General features: G+C 62.5%; 18 protein-coding genes. 6 read left to right on the top strand and 12 right to left on the bottom strand.

Going from position 1 to position 22,727, the window contains the following annotated elements:
• Positions 1 to 4: 4 nt before the first annotated feature.
• Positions 5 to 730, bottom strand: a complete 726-nt coding sequence (locus TM49_RS10715) for a biosynthetic peptidoglycan transglycosylase (protein ID WP_045681171.1) — start codon at positions 728 to 730, stop codon at positions 5 to 7.
• Positions 731 to 864: 134 nt separating this feature from the next.
• On the opposite strand from TM49_RS10715, the gene TM49_RS10710 reads away from it, so the two are divergent.
• On the top strand, positions 865 to 1,773 hold the full coding sequence (locus TM49_RS10710; protein ID WP_082074705.1) for a polyprenyl synthetase family protein: 909 nt from the start codon (positions 865 to 867) through the stop codon (positions 1,771 to 1,773).
• 3 nt (positions 1,774 to 1,776) lie between these two features.
• A complete protein-coding gene (locus TM49_RS10705) occupies positions 1,777 to 2,610 on the top strand; it encodes a glycerophosphodiester phosphodiesterase (RefSeq protein ID WP_045681168.1) in 834 nt (277 codons plus the stop codon).
• A gap of 12 nt (positions 2,611 to 2,622) precedes the next feature.
• On the opposite strand, the gene ppx is transcribed toward TM49_RS10705, so the two are convergent.
• The 4 genes from ppx to TM49_RS10685 all read right to left on the bottom strand — a co-directional run bounded on the left by ppx (position 2,623) and on the right by TM49_RS10685 (position 8,324).
• The gene (gene ppx, locus TM49_RS10700) at positions 2,623 to 4,143 is read right to left on the bottom strand and encodes an exopolyphosphatase (protein WP_045681166.1); all 1,521 of its coding nucleotides are present in this window, start codon (positions 4,141 to 4,143) and stop codon (positions 2,623 to 2,625) included.
• Positions 4,144 to 4,154: 11 nt separating this feature from the next.
• Positions 4,155 to 6,311: an RNA degradosome polyphosphate kinase gene (locus TM49_RS10695; RefSeq protein WP_425283289.1), complete on the bottom strand. Its 2,157-nt coding sequence runs from the start codon at positions 6,309 to 6,311 to the stop codon at positions 4,155 to 4,157.
• Positions 6,312 to 6,507: 196 nt separating this feature from the next.
• Entirely contained in the window at positions 6,508 to 7,200 is a 693-nt protein-coding gene (gene hdaA / locus TM49_RS10690) for a DnaA regulatory inactivator HdaA (RefSeq protein ID WP_045681163.1), read from the bottom strand.
• Positions 7,197 to 8,324: an AI-2E family transporter gene (locus tag TM49_RS10685; RefSeq protein ID WP_045681161.1), complete on the bottom strand. Its 1,128-nt coding sequence runs from the start codon at positions 8,322 to 8,324 to the stop codon at positions 7,197 to 7,199. The genes hdaA and TM49_RS10685 overlap by 4 nt, the downstream gene beginning before the upstream one ends.
• Positions 8,325 to 8,572: 248 nt before the next feature.
• On the opposite strand from TM49_RS10685, the gene purM reads away from it, so the two are divergent.
• Both purM and purN read left to right on the top strand, forming a co-directional pair.
• Positions 8,573 to 9,646, top strand: a complete 1,074-nt coding sequence (gene purM / locus TM49_RS10680; protein WP_045685117.1) for a phosphoribosylformylglycinamidine cyclo-ligase — start codon at positions 8,573 to 8,575, stop codon at positions 9,644 to 9,646.
• Complete coding sequence (purN, locus tag TM49_RS10675; protein ID WP_280136248.1) at positions 9,643 to 10,293, top strand: phosphoribosylglycinamide formyltransferase; 651 nt, start codon at positions 9,643 to 9,645, stop codon at positions 10,291 to 10,293. Before purM ends, purN begins: the two co-directional genes overlap by 4 nt.
• 269 nt (positions 10,294 to 10,562) lie before the next feature.
• Here purN and rpoD read toward each other — a convergent pair whose 3' ends face one another.
• The 3 genes from rpoD to TM49_RS10660 form a co-directional block, all read right to left on the bottom strand.
• On the bottom strand, positions 10,563 to 12,623 hold the full coding sequence (gene rpoD, locus TM49_RS10670) for an RNA polymerase sigma factor RpoD (protein WP_045681159.1): 2,061 nt from the start codon (positions 12,621 to 12,623) through the stop codon (positions 10,563 to 10,565).
• A 391-nt stretch (positions 12,624 to 13,014) separates the two neighbouring features.
• Positions 13,015 to 14,976: a DNA primase gene (gene dnaG / locus TM49_RS10665; protein WP_045681158.1), complete on the bottom strand. Its 1,962-nt coding sequence runs from the start codon at positions 14,974 to 14,976 to the stop codon at positions 13,015 to 13,017.
• Between the two features lie 252 nt (positions 14,977 to 15,228).
• Entirely contained in the window at positions 15,229 to 15,681 is a 453-nt protein-coding gene (locus TM49_RS10660) for a GatB/YqeY domain-containing protein (RefSeq protein ID WP_045681157.1), read from the bottom strand.
• 313 nt (positions 15,682 to 15,994) lie between these two features.
• On the opposite strand from TM49_RS10660, the gene carA reads away from it, so the two are divergent.
• Positions 15,995 to 17,203, top strand: a complete 1,209-nt coding sequence (gene carA / locus TM49_RS10655; protein ID WP_162484899.1) for a glutamine-hydrolyzing carbamoyl-phosphate synthase small subunit — start codon at positions 15,995 to 15,997, stop codon at positions 17,201 to 17,203.
• Between the two features lie 51 nt (positions 17,204 to 17,254).
• On the opposite strand, the gene TM49_RS10650 is transcribed toward carA, so the two are convergent.
• From TM49_RS10650 to TM49_RS10635, 4 genes are all read right to left on the bottom strand, one after another.
• Complete coding sequence (locus TM49_RS10650; protein ID WP_052699807.1) at positions 17,255 to 17,854, bottom strand: VC0807 family protein; 600 nt, start codon at positions 17,852 to 17,854, stop codon at positions 17,255 to 17,257.
• A 34-nt stretch (positions 17,855 to 17,888) separates the two neighbouring features.
• On the bottom strand, positions 17,889 to 19,277 hold the full coding sequence (locus TM49_RS10645; RefSeq protein WP_045681155.1) for an MATE family efflux transporter: 1,389 nt from the start codon (positions 19,275 to 19,277) through the stop codon (positions 17,889 to 17,891).
• Between the two features lie 695 nt (positions 19,278 to 19,972).
• Positions 19,973 to 20,653 carry a glutathione S-transferase gene (locus TM49_RS10640; protein ID WP_045681154.1) on the bottom strand — a complete coding sequence of 227 codons (681 nt, stop codon included), beginning with the start codon at positions 20,651 to 20,653 and terminating at the stop codon, positions 19,973 to 19,975.
• 88 nt (positions 20,654 to 20,741) lie between these two features.
• Positions 20,742 to 21,770 carry a sodium:calcium antiporter gene (locus TM49_RS10635; protein WP_045681153.1) on the bottom strand — a complete coding sequence of 343 codons (1,029 nt, stop codon included), beginning with the start codon at positions 21,768 to 21,770 and terminating at the stop codon, positions 20,742 to 20,744.
• A gap of 129 nt (positions 21,771 to 21,899) precedes the next feature.
• Here TM49_RS10635 and TM49_RS10630 point away from each other — a divergent pair, with 129 nt between their 5' ends.
• On the top strand, positions 21,900 to 22,724 hold the full coding sequence (locus TM49_RS10630; RefSeq protein ID WP_045681152.1) for an isocitrate lyase/PEP mutase family protein: 825 nt from the start codon (positions 21,900 to 21,902) through the stop codon (positions 22,722 to 22,724).
• Positions 22,725 to 22,727: the final 3 nt, after the last annotated feature.

Here is a 22,727-nt window from a genome sequence, read left to right as displayed (position 1 = left end):
AATGTCAGTCATAAAGGCAGGTGATGTAGGAGCCCGAACGCGCGGCGAGCCGCTCGACGCGATCGGCCAACTGGTTCATGTGGGCGCTCGGCGCTGCGGCCTGCCGCCCTTCCGGATTTGGCAGCGACACCGCCAGGAGCGCTGCCTGCCGCCTGGAAAGCTCTGACGCCGAAACGCCGAACTGCTCCCGAGCCGCCGCCTCGATGCCGAAGGTTTCCGGCCCCCACTGCGCGATGTTGAGATAAATCTCCATCGTCCGCTTTTTCGGCCAGACGACATCGGCGGCGATTGCCAGCGGCAATTCCAGGAACTTGCGGATATAGGAGCGGTCGCCCCAGAGATAGAGGTTCTTCACCGTCTGCATCGGAATGGTGCTCGCGCCGCGCGCCTTTTCGCCGGCAAGCGCATCCTGGATGACGGCCTGATATTCGCGCCAGTCGACGCCGTGGTGATTGCAGAACTGACCGTCCTCCGACATCATCACCGACTGGACCAGCACCGGCGCAATGTCATCGAAGGCCACCCACTGCCGGTCGTAGCCACTGAAAAGCTTGCCCAGCATCAGCGTCGAGACCGGATGAACGAAGGAAGGCCGATAGAGTGGCAGCAGCAGGTAGGGCAGCAGCACGAAAGCGGCGATGACGATCAGGCCATAGCGGACAATCCGCCGGAACAGGCCTCGCCTTGGCTCCGCGTCCTCATCGAAATCCAGCGTCTCGTCGTCGGCCATACGGCACGCGCCCTTCTTGAAACCACATCCTCCATAGCCCGAAAAGCAACAGCTTGGAAAGCCGGACACGACAATTGCCGGAACGTCGCTTGAAGCCGCTTGAATGCTGCCGGCCGGCATGCCAAGAGAAGCGCATGACCGCCCAATCCTTTGCCGACCGCCTCTCCCATGCCCGCGCCTTGACCGAAGCCTGCCTCGATGGCCTGCTCGGCCCCGAACCGCTTGCAGGCGAATGCGAACGGCCGGAAACCCTGCTTTCGGCCATGCGCCATGGCGTGCTGAACGGCGGCAAGCGCTTCCGCCCTTTCCTGGTTCTCGAAAGCACCCGGCTTTTTGCGGGCCCCGAAGATGCGGCGCTGCGCGTCGCCGCCGCGCTCGAATGCATCCACTGCTATTCGCTTGTCCACGACGACCTGCCGGCCATGGACGACGACGACCTGCGTCGCGGCCGGCCGACCGTGCACAAGGCCTATGACGAGGCGAGCGCCATTCTCGCCGGCGACAGCCTGCTGACGCTCGCCTTCGACATCATCGCCGACGATGCCACCGAACTCGACGCGAAGGCGCGACTGATGCTGATCTCGGCGCTGTCGCGGGCAGCCGGTATCGGCGGCATGGCGGGCGGCCAGGCACTCGACCTGCAGGCGGAGAAGATTGCGCCGAACGAAGCGGGTATCGTTACACTGCAGGCGATGAAGACCGGAGCGCTGATCCGCTTTGCGGCGGAGGCCGGCGCCATCATTTCCGGCGCCAGCGACGACAACCGCGCCCGGCTTTCGCAGTTCGGCACCGTCGTCGGCCTTGCCTTCCAGCTCGCAGACGACCTGCTCGACCTCACTGCCGATGCCGCCACCATGGGCAAGGCCACCGGCAAGGATGTCGGGCGCGGCAAGGGTACGCTGGTGTCACTGCACGGTCCGCAATGGGCCGAGGCCCGGCTTGGCCAGCTCGTGGCCGAGGCTGAAGCCCTGCTTTCCCCTTTCGGCGACAAGGCCGAAATCCTCGTCGAAGCCGCCCTCTTCGTCGCCACACGCGAGAACTGACCCATGACACCGCCCGTCGCCATCGTCCGAAACGGTCACCGCACGCTGCTCAAATGGCATCGCGGCAAGCGCCATCCGGGCGATACGCCGTTTACGGCGCGACGGATTGCCGAGGGCATGGCCGCTGGCGCCAGCATCGAGATCGACCTTCAGATCACCGGCGACGGCAATCTCGCCGTGCTGCATGATGAATTGCTGGAGCAGTCGACGACCGGCAGCGGACCGGTGGCCGAGGCGATGGCCGACGCCTTGAAAAGGGCCTGCCTGCTGGATGTCCACGGCAATGACAGCGGCGAGCCGGTGATGCTTCTTGAAGACCTCGCGCGCATCGTCGCCGACACGGAGCCCGCCGCAGGTGCGCTGCTGCAGCTCGACTTCAAGGACGAGCTCGCCGCCTTCCATCCGAACACGGCGACGCTTTTTGCCGAAACCATCGCACCGGTCTCCCGGCACATGATCCTGTCGGGCGGCGATGCCAAGGCCGTGCGCCATCTGGCGCGGCTCGTGCCGGACCTTGCGGTCGGCTACGATCCCTGTCTTGACGGCGCAATGGAAACGGCGATGGAAAGCGGCGATTTCGAGAGCTTCACCGCCCGGGCGCTGAAGATCGCGCCCTGGGCCAGCATGTTCTACCTGCACATTGCCATCGTGCTGACGGCAGCCGATTCCGGCTGTGACATGATCGGCGCCTTCCACAAGGCGGGCAAGACGGTCGACGTATGGACCCTGAGGGACAGCAGTCCAAAAGCCGTCGGCTGGGCCGAGCGGCTCTTGACGCTTTCCGCCGACCAGATCACCACCGATGACGCCGACGGCCTTTTTGCCGCGCTTGCCTGAGGCTTTCCGCGGTCAGACCCGCGCGATCGCCAGCGTCTTGCCGGTCAGCTTGGCAAGCTGATCCAGACGCCCCTCGACCCGCTCGCCGATGAAGTCGCCATACATTTCCGGCACGACGAGCTCCAGGTCGACGCCCTTCTCCTGGCTCGGCAGGAAATCGAGCGCACCGACGACGCCGGGCATCGAAGCCGAGAACAGGTAGGCGACCCGCAACAGGCCGCCGAGCAGCTTGGCCCGTTCCAGAACCTCCGGCGTGGCGATCGAGCCAAGGCCGTCGGTATGGTGGTCGTCGCGAAGTCCCTCGAAACGATAATAGTTGGAGAGCGCGATAAAGACGCGACCCGGATGGGTGATGCCGATCAGCGACGAATGGGCGATGACGTTCAGCGACTGCGAGCCGCGGAAATCGGGATGCGCCCGCCAGCTGATATCGGCCAGAAGGCAGGCGGCCTGTCGGTAGCGCGCCTCTTCCGGGGTTTCCTCCACGCCGAAACGGCGCATCATCAGCCCGGTCCAATTGGCAATCTCGTTTGCATGCTTGGGCGAACGGGCCCTGAGAATGGCGAGTTGCTGCGAGGCGACGAGCAGCGCATCCTGCTGCTGGTCTTCCGTCGAGAGCAGCGAATAGAGCAAGCCCTCGCGCACGCCCTGCGCCGAAAAGCAGATCGACTTCGGCTGCATGATGCTCAACACCTCGCGCATGGCGATCGCGCCATAGGGGAGAAGCATGCGGCGGTTCTTGGAGATCGCCTGCCAGGCCGGGTCCTTCTGTTCCTCGTCCTCGCCGATCTTGTCGAGAAAGGCCATCATGTCCTGAAAGCCGATCTCGTAGCCCTGCATCATGGTCAGCGGATAGTTGTTGAACTCCATGTGCAGGCGGGCGATGTTTCGCCACGTGCCGCCGACCGCATAGAAGGTCCGGTCCCTGCCCTTTTCGAGAAAGGCGACCTTCTTGACCTGCTTCTTGACGAAATTGCGGGCCTTGGCGAGCGAGCCTTCGGAGAGTTCCGACAGGCGGATACCGCCGAGCGGCAGCGTGATGCCGTCGCCATAGGTCTTGTCCTTGATGTCGATGAGTTCGAGCGAACCGCCGCCAAGGTCGCCGGCAATGCCATCCGGCTCGAAGAAGCCGCTGATGACGCCATAGGCGGAATAGCGGGCCTCTTCCTTGCCGGTCAAAACCCGCACCTCGGTTCCGAGGATTTCGGTCGCCGCATCGATGAAGGCGGGGCCATTGGCGGCTTCGCGGGCGGCAGCCGTCGCCAGCACGTGCATCGTGCCGGCGCGAGCCTGAACGGAGAGCGCCTTGAAGCGCTTCAGCGCCTGAAGCGCACGCTCCACGCCCTCCTCGTTCATCTTGCCGGTCGCAGCAATGCCGCGTCCCAGCCCGCAGAGGACCTTTTCGTTGAAGAGCACGGTCGGCGCACGCGACAGGCCCTCATAGATGACGATACGAACCGAGTTCGACCCGATATCGACCACGGAGACAGGGGAAATTCCCGGAAGACGCCCCTGCGCTTCTGATTCGACCATGTATTCCCGGCTTATTTATTGCGACCCGAAAGCAGGCCGGCGATGAGCTTCGGCGCACTTGACTTCAGGGCTTCACCGCGGCCGGAAAGGCTCGGATTGGTCATGAAATACTCCTGCGCGTTGAACGGTTCCTCGCCCTCGCGCGGCTCCACCCGGCGCGAGGTTCCGTCGGGCAGTATCTCGTAGCTCTGCTGGTTGTCAATGATATTGCCCAGCATGATCTGGGAAAGAACCTGCTCGTGCACAGTCGGATTGGTCAACGGCACGATGGTTTCGACGCGTCGGTCGAGGTTGCGCGGCATCAGGTCGGCAGAGCCGAGATAGACATGCGCGTTCTCCGAAGGCAGGCCGTGACCGTTGCCGAAGCAGTAGATGCGGGAGTGTTCCAGGAACCGCCCGACGATCGACTTCACCCGGATGTTTTCCGAAAGCCCCGGCACCTGCGGGCGCAGGCAGCAGATGCCGCGCACGACGAGTTCGATCTGCACGCCCTCGCGGCTGGCGCGATAAAGCGCATCGATGATCTTCGGATCGACCAGCGAATTCATCTTCATCCAGATCGCGCCGGGCAGACCGTTCCGCACATGCTCGATCTCCTCCTCGATATGCTGGAGGATGCGCGGACGCATGGTCTTCGGCGAGACGGCGAGGCGCATGTTCTCCTCGAGCTCGCCATAGCCGGTGATGAAGTTGAACACTTCCGCCACGTCATGGCCGATCTTCGGATCGCAGGTGAAATAGGAAAGGTCGGTATAGATCTTGGCGGTGATCGGGTGATAATTGCCCGTGCCGATATGGCAGTAGGTCCTGAGATTGCCGTCCTCGCGACGCACCACCATGGAAAGCTTCGAGTGGGTCTTGAGTTCGATGAAGCCGAAGACAACCTGCACGCCGGCGCGCTCGAGGTCGCGCGCCCAGCGGATATTGGCTTCCTCGTCGAACCGCGCCTTCAGCTCCACCAGCGCCGTCACCGACTTGCCGGACTCGGCCGCATCGATCAAAGCGCGCACGATCGGGCTGTCGTTGGAGGTGCGGTAGAGCGTCTGCTTGATCGCCAGCACATTCGGGTCGCGCGCCGCCTGGATCAGGAACTGGACGACGACATCGAAGGATTCGTAAGGATGGTGGACCACGAAATCCTTCTCGCGGATCGCGGCAAAACTGTCGCCAACATGCTCGCGCACGCGCTCGGGAAAGCGCGGGTTGAAGGAGCGGAACAGCAGATCCGGCCGCGGCGCCTTGGTGATTTCCGAAAGCGTATTGAGAGCGAGCAGGCCCGGCAGAACAGCCACCCGGTCTTCCGGAACGCCAAGCTCGCGGATGACGAAATGGCGCAGCGAGGCCGGCATTTCGCTGTCGGTCTCGATCCGGATCACCGAGCCACGGCGGCGGCGCTTCAGCGCGCTTTCGAAGTAGCGCACCAGATCCTCGGCTTCTTCCTCGAGCTCGATATCGCTGTCGCGGATGAGGCGGAAGGTACCGTATCCCTGAACTTCATAGCCCGGATAGAGACGGTGGATGAACATGCCGATCACGTCTTCCATCGTCATGTAGCGGATCGTGCCTTCGGCATCCGGCATGCGGACGAAACGGTTGAGCGAGGGCGGCATGCGCAAAAGCGCATTCATCGGCTCGCGGCCATGGCGGCTGACAAGCTGCAGGCCCATGGAGAAGCCGAGATTGGGAATAAAGGGAAAGGGATGCGCCGGGTCGATCGACAACGGCGTCAGCACCGGGAAAATGCCCTGCTCGAACTCATGGGTGAGCCAGGCGCGATCCTCGTCGGTGATGACCGAGGGGCGGACGATCAGGATGCCTTCGTTTGCGAGATACTGCTGCAGCACGGCAAGTGCCGCCTGCTGCTCCATCTGCAGGTTGTCGATTTCGCGCAGGATTTCGGAAAGCTGCTCGGCGGGCGTCTTGCCATCGGCGGAAAGCATGCTGACGCCCTGGCGCACCTGGCCCTCGAGACCGGCAACGCGCACCATGAAGAACTCGTCGAGATTCGCCGCCGAAATCGACAGGAAGCGAACACGCTCCAGAAGCGGATGCACCGGATTGAGGGTCTCCTCCAGCACCCGACGATTGAACTGCAGCCAGGAAAACTCGCGGTTGATGAACCGCTGCGGACTGTTGATGATGTCGTCCTCTCCGGCAGGCTCGCTCATCGACAGTGCATCCGAAGACAGATTTTCCATAAGCAGTCTTTCCCTCTCGCGACCTGTTGCACGTTCTCCGACATCAGCCGGAGACCCTCCGTCCGACTATCCCAGTTTGGCAACGAAACTATGACATTGCACGAAGAATCGCGCAGATCGAGGCCGCTTTCAAGTGATGCAGGCGGGACTTTGATTACACGCCGGTTCAACCGGCCTCGCGCTCCGCGAGCACCTCGGCCGCAAGGGCGCGGGTGATCCGCCGTCCGCGCGCAAGGGCGCGCTTGTCCATGGCATCAACGATGCCGCCGGCGGCATCGAGCGAACGATCCATGCGGGTGATGATGTAATTCACCACGCGCTCATCAACCTCGAGCTGGCGGTCGGAGAAAAGCTTCACGATGATCTGGCGGAGCAGCAGGTCATCCGGCGCACCGATCTCGACAACCGTTGCGGCGGCAAGGCGGGAGCGCAGGTCCGGCAATGCGACATGCCAGAGCGCCGGCAGCGAACGCGCCGTGATCAGCAGGCTACCCCGATGCTGGCGCACGGCGTTGATCAGGTGGAAGAGCTCGGTCTCGTCGAAGGGATGGCGATCAGCGTCCTCGAACAGGAAGACGCGGCCTTCCGGCTCGGCGCCCCGACCGGCCCGAATATCGGTAGTGAAGTCCCGCGCCCCGCTCGCCGCCCGCCAGACATTGCCGAGGTGGCTTTTGCCCGAGCCCGGCGGACCGACAAGCACCACGACCGGCGCGCGCCAGTCCGGCCAGCGGTCGATAAGGTCGACGGCCGGCAGGATCGCGGGGGAGACAAGCAGGTCTTCACGGCCAGTCGCCTCGCCATAGGCAAGCTCCAATGGCAGTTGTTCGCCCTGCTTCCTTGTCAGCGCCTGGCCCGTCAATCGAGTTTCTCCGCAAGCCGGGTCTGTTCCTCGACGTGTTCTTCTGTGCCATCCCAGTAGAGATCGCTCGTCAGGTAGCGGTCGATGGCGAAGCGCACCAGCACGCCCACCGCCGCCGAAACCGGCACGGCAACCAGCAGCCCGACGAAGCCGAACAGCACGCCGAAGGCAAACAGGGCAAACATCAGCCACACCGGATGCAGCCGGACACTGCCACCGACAAGCTTCGGCTGCAGCACGTTGCCCTCGAGGAACTGGCCGAACAGGTAGATGCCGAAGACCAGCGCGATCATCCAGTAGTCCGGCCAGAACTGGAACATCGCCACGCCCATGGAAAGCAGCAGGCCGGAGGTCGAGCCGAGATAGGGAATGAAGGAGACGAAGCCGGCGAAGAGGCCGATGAGGGCACCGAAATTCAGCCCGGCCAGGCTGAGCGTCACCGCATAATAAATGCCGAGGATGAGGCAGAGCGAGCCCTGGCCGCGCACGAAGCCGGAGATCACGTGGTTGATCTCGCGGGCCAGGTAGCGAACATCATCCACCTGAGCACGCGGCACCCACTGGTCGACCTTGGTGATCATCCTGTCCCAGTCGAGCAGGAGATAGAAGGCGATCACCGGCGCCAGTACGACAAAGGAGACGACGTTGACGACAGCCATCGACGAGCTCCAGATGCTGCCGAACAGCGTGCCCGCGATCGAGGCGCCGCTCGAAAGCATCTTGCCGATGTTTTCGCTCAGGTCGGTGAGCTGGCTGTTGCCCCAGTCGACGAGCTTGGAAAGCTGGGTCGACTGGATATAGTGCTCGAGCTGGGTCATGTAGGTCGGAAATTGCTGGGCGACCTCATAGGCCTGCGATACCAGCAGCGGGATGATCAGCAGCAGAACGGCGATCACCGCCAGAAGGAAGACGAGCATGATCGTGGTCGTTGCCCACAGCCGGTTGAAGCCGAACTTTTCCAGCCGGTCGGCGACCGGGTCGAGAAAGTAGGCGAGCGCCATGCCGGCGACAAAGGGCAGCAGGATCGACCGGAAGACATAGAGGAAGAGTGCGACGAACAGGATGAAAAGCAGCCAGAAAATGGCCTGCTTCCTGAGCCTCGCGTGGCTGATGCGTGCCGCCATGTTCCTTGTCTCCCGTCAATGGCCAAGCTCCGGCCCGCCTTCACCCGTTTGTTGGGCATATGGCGGGACCCGTCAAGTGCGAAGAACCGGCGCCATGCCGCCCTCCCCGTTTTCCACTGGCAGCAAGCTCGCCGTTTTGCGCCGCAGCGCTTGTTGTCGATATTGCCGGGCCAAAGGGCCTTCGCCCTTGCATCGCGCCAAAACCCATGCAATGCCGACGCTTGACTTTATTCATGAGGAACAGGCCCGTGAACGAGACGAAGAGAAACGGATTGTCCTATCGCGATGCCGGCGTCGACATCGATGCGGGCAACCTGCTGGTCGAAAAAATCAAGCCGGCCGTGAAGTCGACCCGCCGCCCCGGCGCCGACAGCGAGCTTGGCGGATTTGGCGGCCTCTTCGACCTGAAGGCTGCGGGCTTCACCGATCCGGTTCTCGTCGCCGCCAATGACGGCGTCGGCACCAAGCTGAAGATCGCGATCGAGGCCGGCAAGCACGACACGGTCGGTATCGACCTCGTCGCCATGTGCGTCAACGACCTCGTCGTCCAGGGCGCCGAGCCGTTGTTCTTTCTCGATTATTTCGCCACCGGCGCGCTCGATCCCGACGAGGGTGCCACCATCGTCGAGGGCATCGCCGAGGGCTGCCGCCAGGCCGGCTGCGCGCTGATCGGCGGCGAGACCGCCGAGATGCCGGGCATGTATTCGAAGGGCGACTACGACCTTGCGGGCTTTGCCGTGGGTGCTGCCGAACGCGGCCAGCTGCTGCCCGCCGAAGACCTCGCCGAGGGCGACGTGATTTTCGGCCTTGCCTCCTCCGGCGTCCATTCCAACGGTTTCTCGCTGGTGCGCCGCGTCGCCGAACTTGCCGGGCTCGGCTGGCAGGCGGCTGCGCCCTTCGCCCCGGGCAAGACGCTCGGCGAAGCGCTGCTGGAGCCGACCCGCATCTATGTGAAGCCGCTGCTCGCCGCGATCCGCGAGACCGGCGCGGTCAAGGCGCTCGCCCACATTACCGGCGGCGGCTTTCCCGAGAACATTCCGCGTGTGCTGCCGAAGCATCTTTCCGCCGAGATCGACCTTGAGACGATCACCGTGCCGCCCGTCTTCTCCTGGCTTGCCCGCGCCGGCGGCGTCGCACCCGCCGAGATGATGCGCACCTTCAATTGCGGCGTCGGCATGATCGGCGTCTGCCCGGCAGACAGGCTGGAAGAGGTTCTCGGCGTTCTTGCCCGTGAAGGCGAGACCGCCTTCGCGCTTGGCCGCATCGTCGCCCGAGAGGACGGCATGGCCGGCACAGTCTACAACGGGATGATCAGCCTGTGACGAAGAAGCGCGTCGCCGTCCTCATCTCCGGGAGCGGCTCGAACATGGTGAAACTCGCCGAGGCTGCCGCCAGCGAGGACTTTCCGGCCAAGATCGTCGCCGTGATCTCCGACAAGCCTGATGCAGGGGGTCTCCAAAAGGCGAGCGCGCTCGGCATTCCGGCCTATGCGCTGCCCCGCAAGGACTACGCCTCCAAGGCCGCGCACGAGGTGGCGATCCTCGACGCGCTTGCCGAATTGCGCCCGGACTACCTCTGCCTCGCCGGCTTCATGCGCCTGCTTTCGGCCGATTTCATCCGCGCCTATCACGGCCGGATCATCAACATCCACCCCTCGCTGCTGCCGCTCTTCCCCGGCCTCGACACCCATCAGCGCGCCATCGACGCCGGCATGCGCATCGCCGGCTGCACCGTGCATTTCGTCACCGAAGGCATGGACGAAGGCCCGATCATCGCCCAGGCCGCCGTGCCGGTGTTGCCGGGTGACGACGCCGCGACGCTCGCCGCCCGCATCCTGACCGTGGAACACCAGCTCTACCCGCAGGCGCTGAAGCGGCTTACGGCGGGGGACGTACGGATGGAAGGCGGCACAGCTGTGTTTGCGGAAGGGGTCTCCATGGACGAAGACGCGCGGATGATTGCCGGCTGAGCCGCAAAGCCCCCATTCAATCTCCCCCCTTGAGGGGGAGATGCCCCGACAGGGGCAGAGAGGGGTACAGCGCAAATCGCAAATTCTGAGCTGATCGGACAGGGGGCACCCCTCTCTGTCGCTTTCGCGACATCTCGCCCTCAAGGGGAGAGATTGAAGGCGGTGGCGCTCCGTTCCACACAAGTGAGCTCAAACGCTGACAACCAACCCGAATACGAAAAACCCGGCCTTTCGACCGGGTTTTTATCTATCTGTCTCTGAAATCCGCCTCAGCTATCCAGGAAGCTCCTGAGCTTCCTTGACCGGCTCGGGTGCTTCAGCTTGCGGAGCGCCTTGGCCTCGATCTGGCGGATACGTTCGCGGGTGACCGAGAACTGCTGACCGACCTCTTCGAGCGTATGGTCGGTGTTCATGCCGATGCCGAAGCGCATGCGCAGCACGCGTTCCTCACGCGGCGTCAGCGAGGCGAGAACACGGGTGGTGGTTTCCCGCAGGTTGGCCTGGATCGCGGCATCGATCGGCAGCAGCGCGTTCTTGTCCTCGATGAAGTCGCCGAGATGCGAATCTTCCTCGTCACCCACAGGGGTTTCGAGCGAGATCGGCTCCTTGGCGATCTTCAGCACCTTGCGGACCTTTTCGAGCGGCATGTTGAGCTTTTCGGAAAGCTCCTCAGGCGTCGGCTCGCGGCCGATCTCGTGCAGCATCTGGCGCGATGTACGGACGATCTTGTTGATCGTCTCGATCATGTGCACCGGAATACGGATCGTGCGGGCCTGGTCGGCAATCGAACGGGTGATTGCCTGCCGGATCCACCATGTCGCATAGGTCGAGAACTTGTAGCCGCGGCGATACTCGAACTTGTCGACCGCCTTCATCAGGCCGATATTGCCTTCCTGAATGAGGTCGAGGAACTGCAGGCCACGATTGGTGTATTTCTTCGCGATCGAGATCACCAGACGGAGGTTGGCTTCCACCATCTCCTTCTTGGCGATACGCGCTTCGCGCTCACCCTTCTTGACCATGTGCACGATGCGACGGAACTCGGCAATCGAAATGCCGGTTTCGGTCGCAAGGCTCTGGATCTCGGTGCGAAGCGCCTTGATGTCGGCGCCGTCGCGGCTCGCAAATTCCTTCCAGCCCTTGGCGGAAAGATTGCCGATCGACTTCATCCAGTTCGGATCAAGCTCGGCGCCGTGATAGTGCTCGAGGAAGTCGTCGCGCTTGACGCCGCGGTTGACGGCCATGCGCAGCAACTTGCCCTCGTTTTCAACGAGACGCTTGTTGATGTCGTAGAGCTGCTCGACCAGAAGGTCGATGCGGTTCTGGTTGAGCGACAGCGACTTCACAGCCGTGATCAGCCCTTCCTTGAGCTCCTTGTAGCGCCGCTCCTGGGCATTCGTCAGCGTCCCGGTGGCCGCGAGCCGGGCCTCCACCTGCTGATCCTGCAGCTTGCGGAGTTTCACATAGGTCTCGGCAATGGTGTCGAGCGTGTCCATGACCTGCGGACGCAGCTCGGCCTCCATCGCGGCGAGCGACAGGTTGGACTCGTCTTCGTCCTCCTCGTCCTCTTCCGGCTGCACGCCCTCGCCGCCGACATCGGTGACGTCGTCGCTGGAGCGCTTGCGTCGGGCCTGCTCCTTCTCTTCGGCCTTCTTGCGATCGGCCTCGATCTTTTCCGGGCTCTGGAACTGCGGTGCGGCCTTCGCCTCGGGACCGGAATAGGTGGTCTCGAGATCGATGATCTCGCGCAGAAGCGTGGTGCCTTCGTTCAGCTCGTCGCGCCAGATGATCAGCGCCTGGAAGGTCAGCGGGCTCTCGCAGAGCCCGGCAATCATCGTTTCGCGGCCGGATTCGATCCGCTTCGCGATCGCGATTTCACCTTCGCGCGACAGCAGCTCGACGGACCCCATCTCGCGCAGATACATGCGCACGGGATCGTCGGTCCGGTCGGTCGGTTCTTTCTTCTTGGTGGCAGCAACAGCCGTGCCGGTCGTGGTGGCGACTTCGGTGCTGTCGCTTTCGCCGTCATTGTCGTCCGAACTGTCGTCGGCGCTGTTATCGCTGTCGTTATCGTGGTCGACCTCGTCCTCGTCCTCGATGACGTTGATGCCCATGTCTGAAAGCATGGCCATCGTGTCCTCGATCTGCTCGGAGGTCACCTCCGAGGACGGGAGCACGGAATTCAGCTCGTCCATGGTCACGTAGCCGCGCTTCTTGGCGGCCTTGATCATTTTCTTGACGGCATCGTCCGAAAGGTCCAGAAGAGGGCCGTCGTGTCCGCCTTCGCGTTCGGTTTCGGCTTCTTCGTTTTCCTTGACTTTCGTTGCCATAGATTTCGCTTCCCTGACGCTTCTGCCGCATTGATGGGGGCGGCTTACCGGCAAATGTTTAAGAAGCCCTTTGTAGGACCCTCTGGCCGGCCTGAATAAACTCAAACATGAACAGGACAAAACTCACCCTGTGGAGCCTGAACTCCAGGTGAACATTGTCCCGTTCATGAAATTGTGCTGCGCTTTGCCATCCGCACTGGTGATTCCCAGATTTTCGCCACAGGTCAAGCACGAATTCGCGGTTTCAGCGTTTTCATCCCGAAAATCCGCCTTTGTCGACACTTGTGACGCTGTCCGGGCCGATGCAGCTTCTTTCCCGACCCGCGAGACTCCTATTTAGAACGATGAGAGACAAAAACAAGTGGCTGGTCACTGATTCCCTCCTTCGGGCCTAACCCATGCCGGCGCGGCCGCCCCGTCCGGACATCAGTCCGAAACCATCGATTTCCGCTTCCTGGTTGGCGATCCGGCTGATCTCGTTCTGCACCGAGACCATCGCCGCCATCAGTTCCTCATAAGCTTCGAGATTGCCGGCCTCCGTCGCTTCCGCGATCTCGCGTTCGAGCTCGACACGCTGCTGCTCGAGCGAACGGACCCGATTGTGGAGCGACAGCGCCTGGCCATAAACTTCGCGTACATCCTCAAGCGCTGCATCCGGCCCGGCGATCCAGCCCAGATTGCGGTTCACCTGCGCGTGGAGCCTTGCGACCAGATCACCGAAGCCCGCCTCGGCGAGCCTGTGGCGCATTTTCTCCCGGTCGATGCCGGGCTGTGAGGCTAGAGCAAGGAAGCTTGGCCAGAAGGCCCGCAATTCGACATTGCCGAAGGCGAGTGCCGCTATCGAATCGAAATCCTCTCGCACCAGGGCCGGCTGGCTGATCAGGCAGACGGCGATGAGGCATTCGCGAAAGCTCGGTCGTCCCCCTGCCCCCGCCACCGTTCCCGAAAGGGCCCGCGACAGGCGCTCGGACGCGGTGAAGACGGGCTGGGCCGGCTGGAAACCGCCGCCTCGCCCCTGCCTGCCGGAAAAATTCCCACGCTCGCCGCGGGGTCTGCCGCCACCGCGGAACCGCTGGAACAGCCGGTTGCGGAATTCCTGCTGATAGTGGCGGCGCACGCTTTCGTCAGCGATCGTCTGAACCAGCGCGTTGACGCGCGCCTCGATCGCCGCACGATGCTCCGGCGTCGCGTTGTCGCCGTCGCCCATCTCCCGTTCGAACACGGTATCGGCGAGCGGACGGGCCTGCCGCAGCACCTCGTCAAAGGCCTGCCGCCCGCCTTCCCGCACGAGATCGTCAGGGTCCTTGCCATCCGGCATATAGGCAAATTTCAGCGATTTTCCCGGCTTCAGCAGCGGCATGGCGACACCTGCCGCCCGCGCTGCAGCGCGCTGGCCGGCACCATCGCCGTCAAAACACAGGACCGGCTCGTCCACCATCCGCCAGAGCAGCTGGAGCTGATTTTCGGTCAGCGCCGTGCCGAGCGGGGCGACGGCATTTTCGACGCCCGCCTGGTGGAGGGCGATGACGTCCATATAGCCTTCGACGGCAATCACGGTGGAGGCGCCGCCGGCACCGGAGAGCGATCGCCGGGCGCGGGTGAAATTGAACAGGACGTTGCTCTTGTGGAAAAGCTCGGTCTCGTTGGAGTTCAGGTATTTCGCCATCGCATCCGGCCGCATCGCCCGCCCACCGAAGGCAATCACGGCATCGCGGGAGGAGAGGATCGGAAACATGATGCGGTCGCGGAAGCGGTCATAGGAGACCGGAATATCCGGACCGTGGACGAGCAGGCCGCAGGCTTCCATCTCCTGCTTGTCGACGCCCTTTCCGGCAAGATATTCCTTCAGCGCGTTGCGGCTATCCGGCGCAAAACCGAGACGGAACGTGTCGATGGTGCGTGCCGAGAGGCCGCGCTCGCGCAGGTAAGCGCGCGCCTTCGCGCCGGCGCTGGTCTGGAGCTGGTCCTGGAAGAATGCGGCCGCGAGTTCCATGACATCGGTCAGCGTGCGCCGCTTCTCTTCGCGCCGTTCGGCTTCCGGATCGCGCGCGGGCATCGGCACGCCGGCCATGTCGGCAATGCGCTCCACGGCCTCGGGGAAGCTCATCCCTTCCAGATCGGTGAGGAAGCGGAAATGATCGCCGGTGACGCCGCAGCCGAAGCAGTGATAGCGGCCTTTGCGGTCCTCGCAGTGAAAGCTCGGGGTCTTCTCGCCATGAAACGGGCAGCAAGCCCAGAAATCGCCGCGCCCGACATTGGTCTTCTTGCGATCCCACGTCACCCGCTGGGCGATGACGTTCGAGATCGGCACGCGATCGCGAATTTCATCGAGAAAGGACGGCGGGAAACGCATGGATGCCTCATCTGGCCAGAAGTGGCACTATAGGACGTGTTGTGCGAAAAGCGGCGCGGATTTCTGCTTTTCCCAGATATCCACACGGGTAAGAGCCGGCGAACCTCCAATCGAGTCCCATTTGGAGGCGATATGCGCCGACAGTGGCAGAAGGGTGCGCCGCAAAACGCGCGCTCTGAGCGCGTTGGAAGGGTTCCCCCCTCTTTGTCGCTTTTGCGACCTCTCTCCCTCAAGGGGAGAGATTGAATTCAGCTACTTCAGCATGTCCTTGACGACACCCGAAGCCTTCGAGAAATCCATCTGGCCGGAATAGCGGTCCTTCAGCTTCTCGATACACCTGCCGACGTCACGCAGGCCCTGCGCGCCGGTTTCCTCGACAACGGAGGCACAGGCCTCACGAATCTTGTCTTCGGTGAGCTGGGCGGGGAGGAATTCGCGGATCACCGCGATTTCCTGGCGTTCCTGGGCGGCGAGGTCCGGACGGCCTTTCTCGTCATAGAGGCGCGAGGATTCCTTGCGCTGCTTGACCATCTTGATCAGGATTCCGGTAATGTCATCGTCACTGACAGGGTCCTTGCCGCTTGCGCGGTGGGCGATATCGCGGTCCTTGATGGCCGCCTGCACCAGCCGGAGCGTGCAAAAACGAACAGGTTCTTCCGATTTGGAAGCATCCTTGAGTGCGAGTGCGAGCTTGTCGCGCAACATATAAACCTACTCCTGGCAACGCCGTTATGTCAGAGCTGCCGCTCCAATAGCGGACGGCCGCGGCGTTTACCGAATACCGGGACAGCAATCAATTCAAAAAACGGGTTCGGTATATTTTTCAGCAGATGCCATAACTGTGCGTCAAGTGCAATTGACCCGCAAGCCGCGTTTCACTATTTTCCCGCGACCGCGCACAAAAATGGCCTGCCCGAACTTAGCTTTCCCGGAAGTTGGAACCCGTTCGAGTTGCCCACTATATAAGATTTCGCGCTGCGGCGTTCAATCGGTGTCAAACCGGCGAAAAGAACAAGGGATAATGATGACCACCCCATGGACGAACGAAAAGCCGACGGCGGTACTGGTACTCGCCGACGGCACGGCAATCTTCGGCAAGGGCATTGGCGCCACCGGCGACGTGCAGGCCGAAGTCTGCTTCAATACGGCACTGACCGGCTATCAGGAAATCCTGACAGATCCGTCCTATCTCGGCCAGATCGTCACCTTCACCTTTCCCCATATCGGCAATATCGGTGCCAATGGCGAGGATATCGAGGACCTGACGCCCGCCGCCCGCCGCGGCGCTGTCGGCACGATCTTCAAGGCCGAGATCACCAACCCGTCGAACTACCGCTCGCGCGAGAACCTTGACGCCTGGCTGAAGTCGCGCGGCATCATCGGCCTCTCCGGCATCGATACCCGCGCGCTCACCGCCTGGATCCGCGAACATGGCGCGCCGAATGCCGTCATCGCCCACGAGCCTTCCGGCAATTTCGATCTCGAAGCCCTGAAGGCGAAAGCCAAGGCCTGGGGCGGACTTGAAGGGCTCGATCTCGCCGTCGAGGCGACCTCCGGCCAGTCGTCGAAGTGGGACGAAAAGCCCTGGGTCTGGAACGAGGGCTACGAGACGCTCGCCGAAGCCGACCAGAAATATCATGTCGTCTGCATCGACTACGGCGTGAAGCGCAACATCCTGCGCCTGTTCACCGGCCTTTCCTGCAAGGTGACGGTGGTGCCGGCGAAGACGTCGGCCGAAGACATTCTGGCGCTCTCGCCCGATGGCGTGTTCCTGTCGAACGGCCCGGGCGACCCGGCTGCGACCGGCGAATATGCGGTTCCAGTGATCCGCGCGCTGATCGACAGTGGCCTGCCGGTCTTCGGCATCTGCCTTGGTCACCAGATGCTGGCACTTGCCCTCGGCGGCAAGACCGTGAAGATGCATCAGGGCCACCACGGCGCCAACCATCCGGTGAAGGACTATACGACCGGCAAGGTCGAGATCGTCTCGATGAACCACGGCTTCGCGGTCGATTCGGCCTCTCTGCCGGAGGGTGTCACCGAAACCCATGTCTCGCTGTTCGACGGTTCGAACTGCGGCATTTCGCTGGCCGGCAAGCCGGTGTTCTCGGTGCAGCACCACCCGGAAGCCTCGCCCGGCCCGCAGGACAGCCACTATCTCTTCCGCCGCTTCATCAATCTCGTGCGCGAGAAGAAGGGCGAGGCGCTGCTGGAAGAGCGCGCCTGAGCCTGAGGGCATACAAGAATAGAAAAGGGCGCCCGCTGCGGCGCCCTTTTTTTATTGCGAATTCACCGCATCCAGTGCTTGCGAGCGGCGCTTGCCGTAGCGGATGCTCCAGGCGATCATGCCGGCGAAGACGACGATCCACATGACCTCGCTGACGACGAGGAATATGTCGATGGGCAGAAGCGGGATCAGCACCGCCCGCGTGGCGGCCTCCGCGATCAGCACGACCGCCCAGATAAGCGTCATCTCGCGGATCGTGCGGCGATAGCCCGGCCGGTTCTGCCAGAACCCCTCATGTTCCGCCCGCTTCCCGGTTCCGCCTTCCGAGGCCAGGAAGAAGACCAGCGGGCGCGGAGCGAGCAGCGAGGCGAGAAAGATCAGCCCGACGCAGCCGGTAATCAGCGAGTTCTTCAACAGCGCCAGGTACGTGCTGTTGAACCAGAGGCTGGCGGCGAGCGATGCGAGCGTCGCCGTCAGCGTGATGATGCTGACGGCGGCGAGCCGCCGGCTCGCGGCATAGGTAACCGCGATTGTGGTGATCGGAAACAGCGAGCCGATCGCCAGCGCATGAACGTTCGACAGGCCGAAATGGCGCGCGGCGAGAAAGGCGATGTAAGGCAACACCGCGCCAAAGATGATGTCATTGCGCAAGGTCCCCTCCACCCGATTGCGTCAGCTAACCTTATCAGCCGGCCGCGTGTTCCGCACGCAGCAAATGCGCCAGTCGGAAGCCCAGCATCACGGCTGCCGATCCGAGGCCGAGCAGGAAGCCGATCCATATGCCGATGCCTTCCAGCCCAAGCGGAAAGGCAAGCAGCCAGGCGAGCGGCAGGCCGACGACCCAGTAGGCGATCAGCACCAGGACCATGGGGATGCGCGCGTCCTTCAGCCCTCGCAAAAGCCCGTTCAGCGTCACCTGCCCGCCATCCATCAACTGGAACAGCGCAGCAACCAGCATCAGCGGCATGGCATAGGCGAGCACGGCCGGCGCTTCCGGCAGGCCGGTATCGATGAACAGGCTCGCGAGCGCCATCGGGAACAGGGCAAAGCTCAGCCCGCTCGCAAGCGCGAACAGGAAGGCGACGATCATCACCACGATGGAGGCGCGCTTGAGGTTGACCCGGTCGCCCGCACCGTGAAACCGGCCAACCCGGACCGTGCCGGCCTGCGACAGTCCGAGCGGCACCATGAAGGTGATCGAGCTCAGCTGGATGGCAATGCCGTGGGCGGCGAGCGGCACGGCGCCGAACTGGCCCATCAGCACCGACGAAACGGTAAACATCGACACTTCCGCAAGCACCGAGACGCCGATCGGCAAGCCGAGCGCGACGACCTCCCGGAGTGCCGGCCAGTCCGGCCGCCAGAAGCGAGTAAAGAGCCGGTAGCGGCAAAGCTCCGCATCGCGCTCGATATAGACGGCAAGGATGAGGAAGCCGGTGCACTGGATGGCGAGCGCGGCAATGGCCGCGCCGCGAATGCCGAGCTGCGGCAGGCCGAGATGACCGAGCACCAGCACATAGGCCAGTACGGCATTCAACGCCAGCATGGCCACTGTTGCCCAGAGAACGATGCCCGCCCGGCCGGTGGCGCTGACGAGCGATCTGAGCACGAAGAAGAGCTGCGCCGGAAACATGGCGAAGCCGACGATGTGGAGATAGTGCGCCGCGTGTTCGGCGACATCCACCTCCTGCCCCATGGCCAGCAGGATCGTCTCAGACCAGATGAACAGCGGCAGCACAAGAACGCCATAGATCAGCGAGGCCCACATGCCCATCCGCATCGACCGGCGTACGGCCACCTCGTCGCCGCGCCCATAGGCATCCGCAACCATCGGCATGACGGCAATCGCAAGACCGGAGCCGAAGATGAAGATCGTGAAGAAATACTGCGTCGCGAGCACGGCCGCCGCGAGATCGACGGCGCTCAACTGGCCGAGGATGACGATATCCGTGGCATTGATGCCCTGCTGGGCAAGCTGTGCGCCGATGAGCGGAATTCCGAGAAGGAGCGTCTCCCTGATATGGGAGGACCACGAATGACCGGCTGCTTGCGCAGTTGGCATTGTGACAGACATGATTTTCACCAGAAGCTGACACGCCGAAGCCAGACAATAGCGGGGCCGCGGCGGCAGGTTCCTGTAGCCTGTTTTTTGGGCATTTGCCAGTGTGATGAGCGCACAACGGATAGCAAACGGACGACTGCGGACGATCACGCGCAAGCGCTTGTGCCATTGACACCAGATGGCGCATTGGCAAGAACAAGAACCTCAGAGTAAATGACGGGGGGAGCCGGGCCGCCAGCAAAAGCACCCAAACGAGCAATCAGATTAGCTCTGTAGCGGTTGGCACCGCGGCAAATCATCACAATACGTCATACGGCAAGACGCATATTTCAGCGGATCACATAAAATGCTCCTAAAATTTCTACGAAACAAAAAGCTTGTATCACTAACAGTGATAGCAAGCTTTTCAATCGTTTATATTATGACAAAATTGCCAATCGCATATCATAACTACATTACGAGTTTTATATTTGGAACATTGACAATATACGGATCCTTAAGCACTATTTTTATATTATTTTTCGCATCCAGTTGCGGCTTCATGTACAGAAACTCAAAAGGTTCTTCCATGCATTCCCGTATGGAAAGGAACCCTGTGATCTGCTTTTTCCTCGAACCGAATGGCGATTATGGTCCCGAGAAAATCGAGAAAAAAGATGATGCGTGATGTCGGCTAGGTCACCCTTAAGTATTTTACACTAGCGTGATCACGACAACGGATTGCCGCCATAGCGATAGGCGCCGCCGCGCTGGAGCGCGTGCCTGTAGGCTGGACGGGCGTGGATCCGGACGAGATAGTCCAGAAGGGCAAGCGGCCGTTCGTCGAAGCCGATCCGTTCCATGCCGGTCTCGATCGGAAAGCTCATCATGATGTCCGCCGCTGTAAAGTTCTTGCCGGCAAACCAGCCGTCGCGCGAAAGCTCGGCGTTCCAGAAGTTGCCGTGATCCTTGAGCTGGGGATCGGTGAGGCGGCCGGTGACGCCCTTCGAGATCGCCCTCATGATCGGCCTCAGGAGACGCGGCGATTGCTCGGGTACCTTCTGGAAGATCAGCTTCGTCACCAGCAGCGGCATGGCGGAGCCTTCCGCATAATGCAGCCAGTAGCGATAGCGCAGCGCCTCCTCCGTGCCGGGTTCCGGGCGCAGGCCGCTCATCGCGCCATAGCGATCAATGAGATATTCGAAGATGGCTCCGCTTTCGGCAACAACCCGCCCGTTGTCCTCGATCACCGGCGACTTGCCGAGCGGATGGACCTCTTTCAGGCTTGCGGGAGCGCTCATGTCCGGGCCGCGCTTGTAGCGGCGGACCTCGTAATCGACGCCGAGCTCCTCCAGAAGCCAGAGGATGCGGTGGGCACGGGAATCTTCGAGGTAATGGACAATCAGCATCGGGCACTCCAGCTATCGAACCATATGGTTCGACGCGAAGATGGGCGGGATCGACCGCGTTTTCAAGGAAAACCTTATCCGCAAACCGCTAAAATGCCGAAATGCCCACCGCACCGGCATAGAGCGCCAGAATGGCGGCGCTTTCGAAGCCGATCCGCCCCGGTCCCGATTTCTGCCGCACGATCAGCCCCAGCAGCAGCACCGCCGTGACGCAGAGCCCGACGGCCAACCAGAGCAGATCGTCCTTGGTGATGGCGTGGTAGAGCGAACCGTCGCGATAGGCGACATCCGAAAGCGTCAGGAACAGCGTGTCGAAGGTATTGCCGCCGATGATGCCGCCAACGGCGAGCTGCAGCGCACCGCGCCGGACGGCGGCAAGGGTGGTGACCAGTTCCGGCAGCGAGGTGACGACGGCCGTCATCAACGCCCCCACCACCGAGGCCGACAGCCCGTAGCGGTCTGTCGCCACGCCGGCAATCTGCGAGATCACGTAGCCGGACAGGCCCATCAGCACCATCAGACCGCCGAAGACGAGGAAAATCCGCAGATTGCCGCGGGCATCCTGAACATCCTCCTCGGGCGCATCGAGCCGGGTCTCGTGCGTCCCCACCGGCAGCCACATCGGCTCGTCCTTGACCCGTTTCGAGGCAACGACACCGGCGATATAGACGCAGAAGAGCGCGATCGAGACCGGGCTGACCCCGTAGAGCGCATAATCCGGCCCGACGAAGCCGAGCAGCGGCAGGCTCAAAAGCAGGATGAGCAGGGCACCCTGGAACAGGTTGGAGAGATCGGCCGCCGCATGTTCGAGATTGACGCGGCGGTAGATCGTGTCGGCGAGCGCCAGAAAGGCCGTTTGCGCCGCGATACCGCCGACAGCATTGGAAAAGCTCAACGATGCCCGCCCCTCAAGCGCCGTCGTGACCGAAACCACCGTCCCCGACAGCGACGTGGCGGCGCCGAGCAGCAGGCCACCGATCAGCGCTTCGCCCAAACCGGTCCGGTCGGCAATGCGATCGGCGACACCGGTAATCCTGACACCACAGGCGAGGATAACGGCGCCCGATAACGCAAACAACGCGATGAGCCAGACCAGGCCGAGATTCTCAAGGTTCATCTTTTACTCCGGTTTTGAAGGCCAACGCCGGGGAGCCGCGATTGTTCAATCTGCCTATCGCCCGAACCGTTTACCGGGCTTCGTCTGCCGCATATGCTGGGTCGAGAACACGCTTTGCGGAGGGGATAGATGCGGACCACGACAGAGAAATTCGAGACGTTCAAAGCCCTGCACGCTGGCAATCGACCCTTCGTCATGCCGAACCCATGGGACGCCGGAACGGCAAGACTGCTTGCCGCCCTCGGCTTCGAGGCGCTGGCAACAACGAGCGCCGGACTTGCATTTGCATTGGGAACACGCGATTCGGCGGCGGCATTGTCGCGCGCGGAAATCCTCGAGAATGCGCGCTCGATCGTTAACGCAACGGACCTGCCGGTTTCGGCAGACCTTGAGAACGGCTTTGGCGATGCCCCGGAAGACTGCGCCGAGACGATCCGGCTAGCGGCCGATACAGGTCTTGTCGGGGGATCTATCGAGGATGCAACGGGCAACCCCGCAAACCCGATCTACGCTTTTGAACTGGCGGTGGAGCGAGTGCGCGCCGCAGCAGCGGCCAAGGCGGATCGGCCTTTCATGCTGACGGCACGTTGCGAAAATTTCCTCTGGGGCAAGCCCGATCTTGATGACACGATCCGGCGCCTGCAGGCCTTCGAGGCGGCTGGCGCGGACGTGCTGTATGCGCCGGGCCTGCCTGATCTGAAGGCGATCGAGAAGGTCTGCATGTCAGTCGGAAAGCCCGTCAACGTGCTATCGGGACTGAAGGAACCAAGCTTCTCGGTTGCGGAGCTGGCTGAATGCGGCGTCACGCGCATCAGCACCGGCGGCTCACTTGCCCGCGCCGCCCTTGGGGCCCTGAAACAGGCCGCTGAGGAAATCATGACACACGGGACTTTTGAGTATCACCGCTCCGCGCTGTCTGGCGCGGATGCGGAAAGGCTGACCAGCGGCGGTTGACGC

This window comes from Martelella endophytica, assembly GCF_000960975.1.
GTDB classification, from domain to species: Bacteria; Pseudomonadota; Alphaproteobacteria; order Rhizobiales; family Rhizobiaceae; genus Martelella; species Martelella endophytica.
The sequence above is the reverse complement of the archived record's forward strand: the minus strand, read 5'-3'. Positions and strand labels throughout refer to the sequence as shown.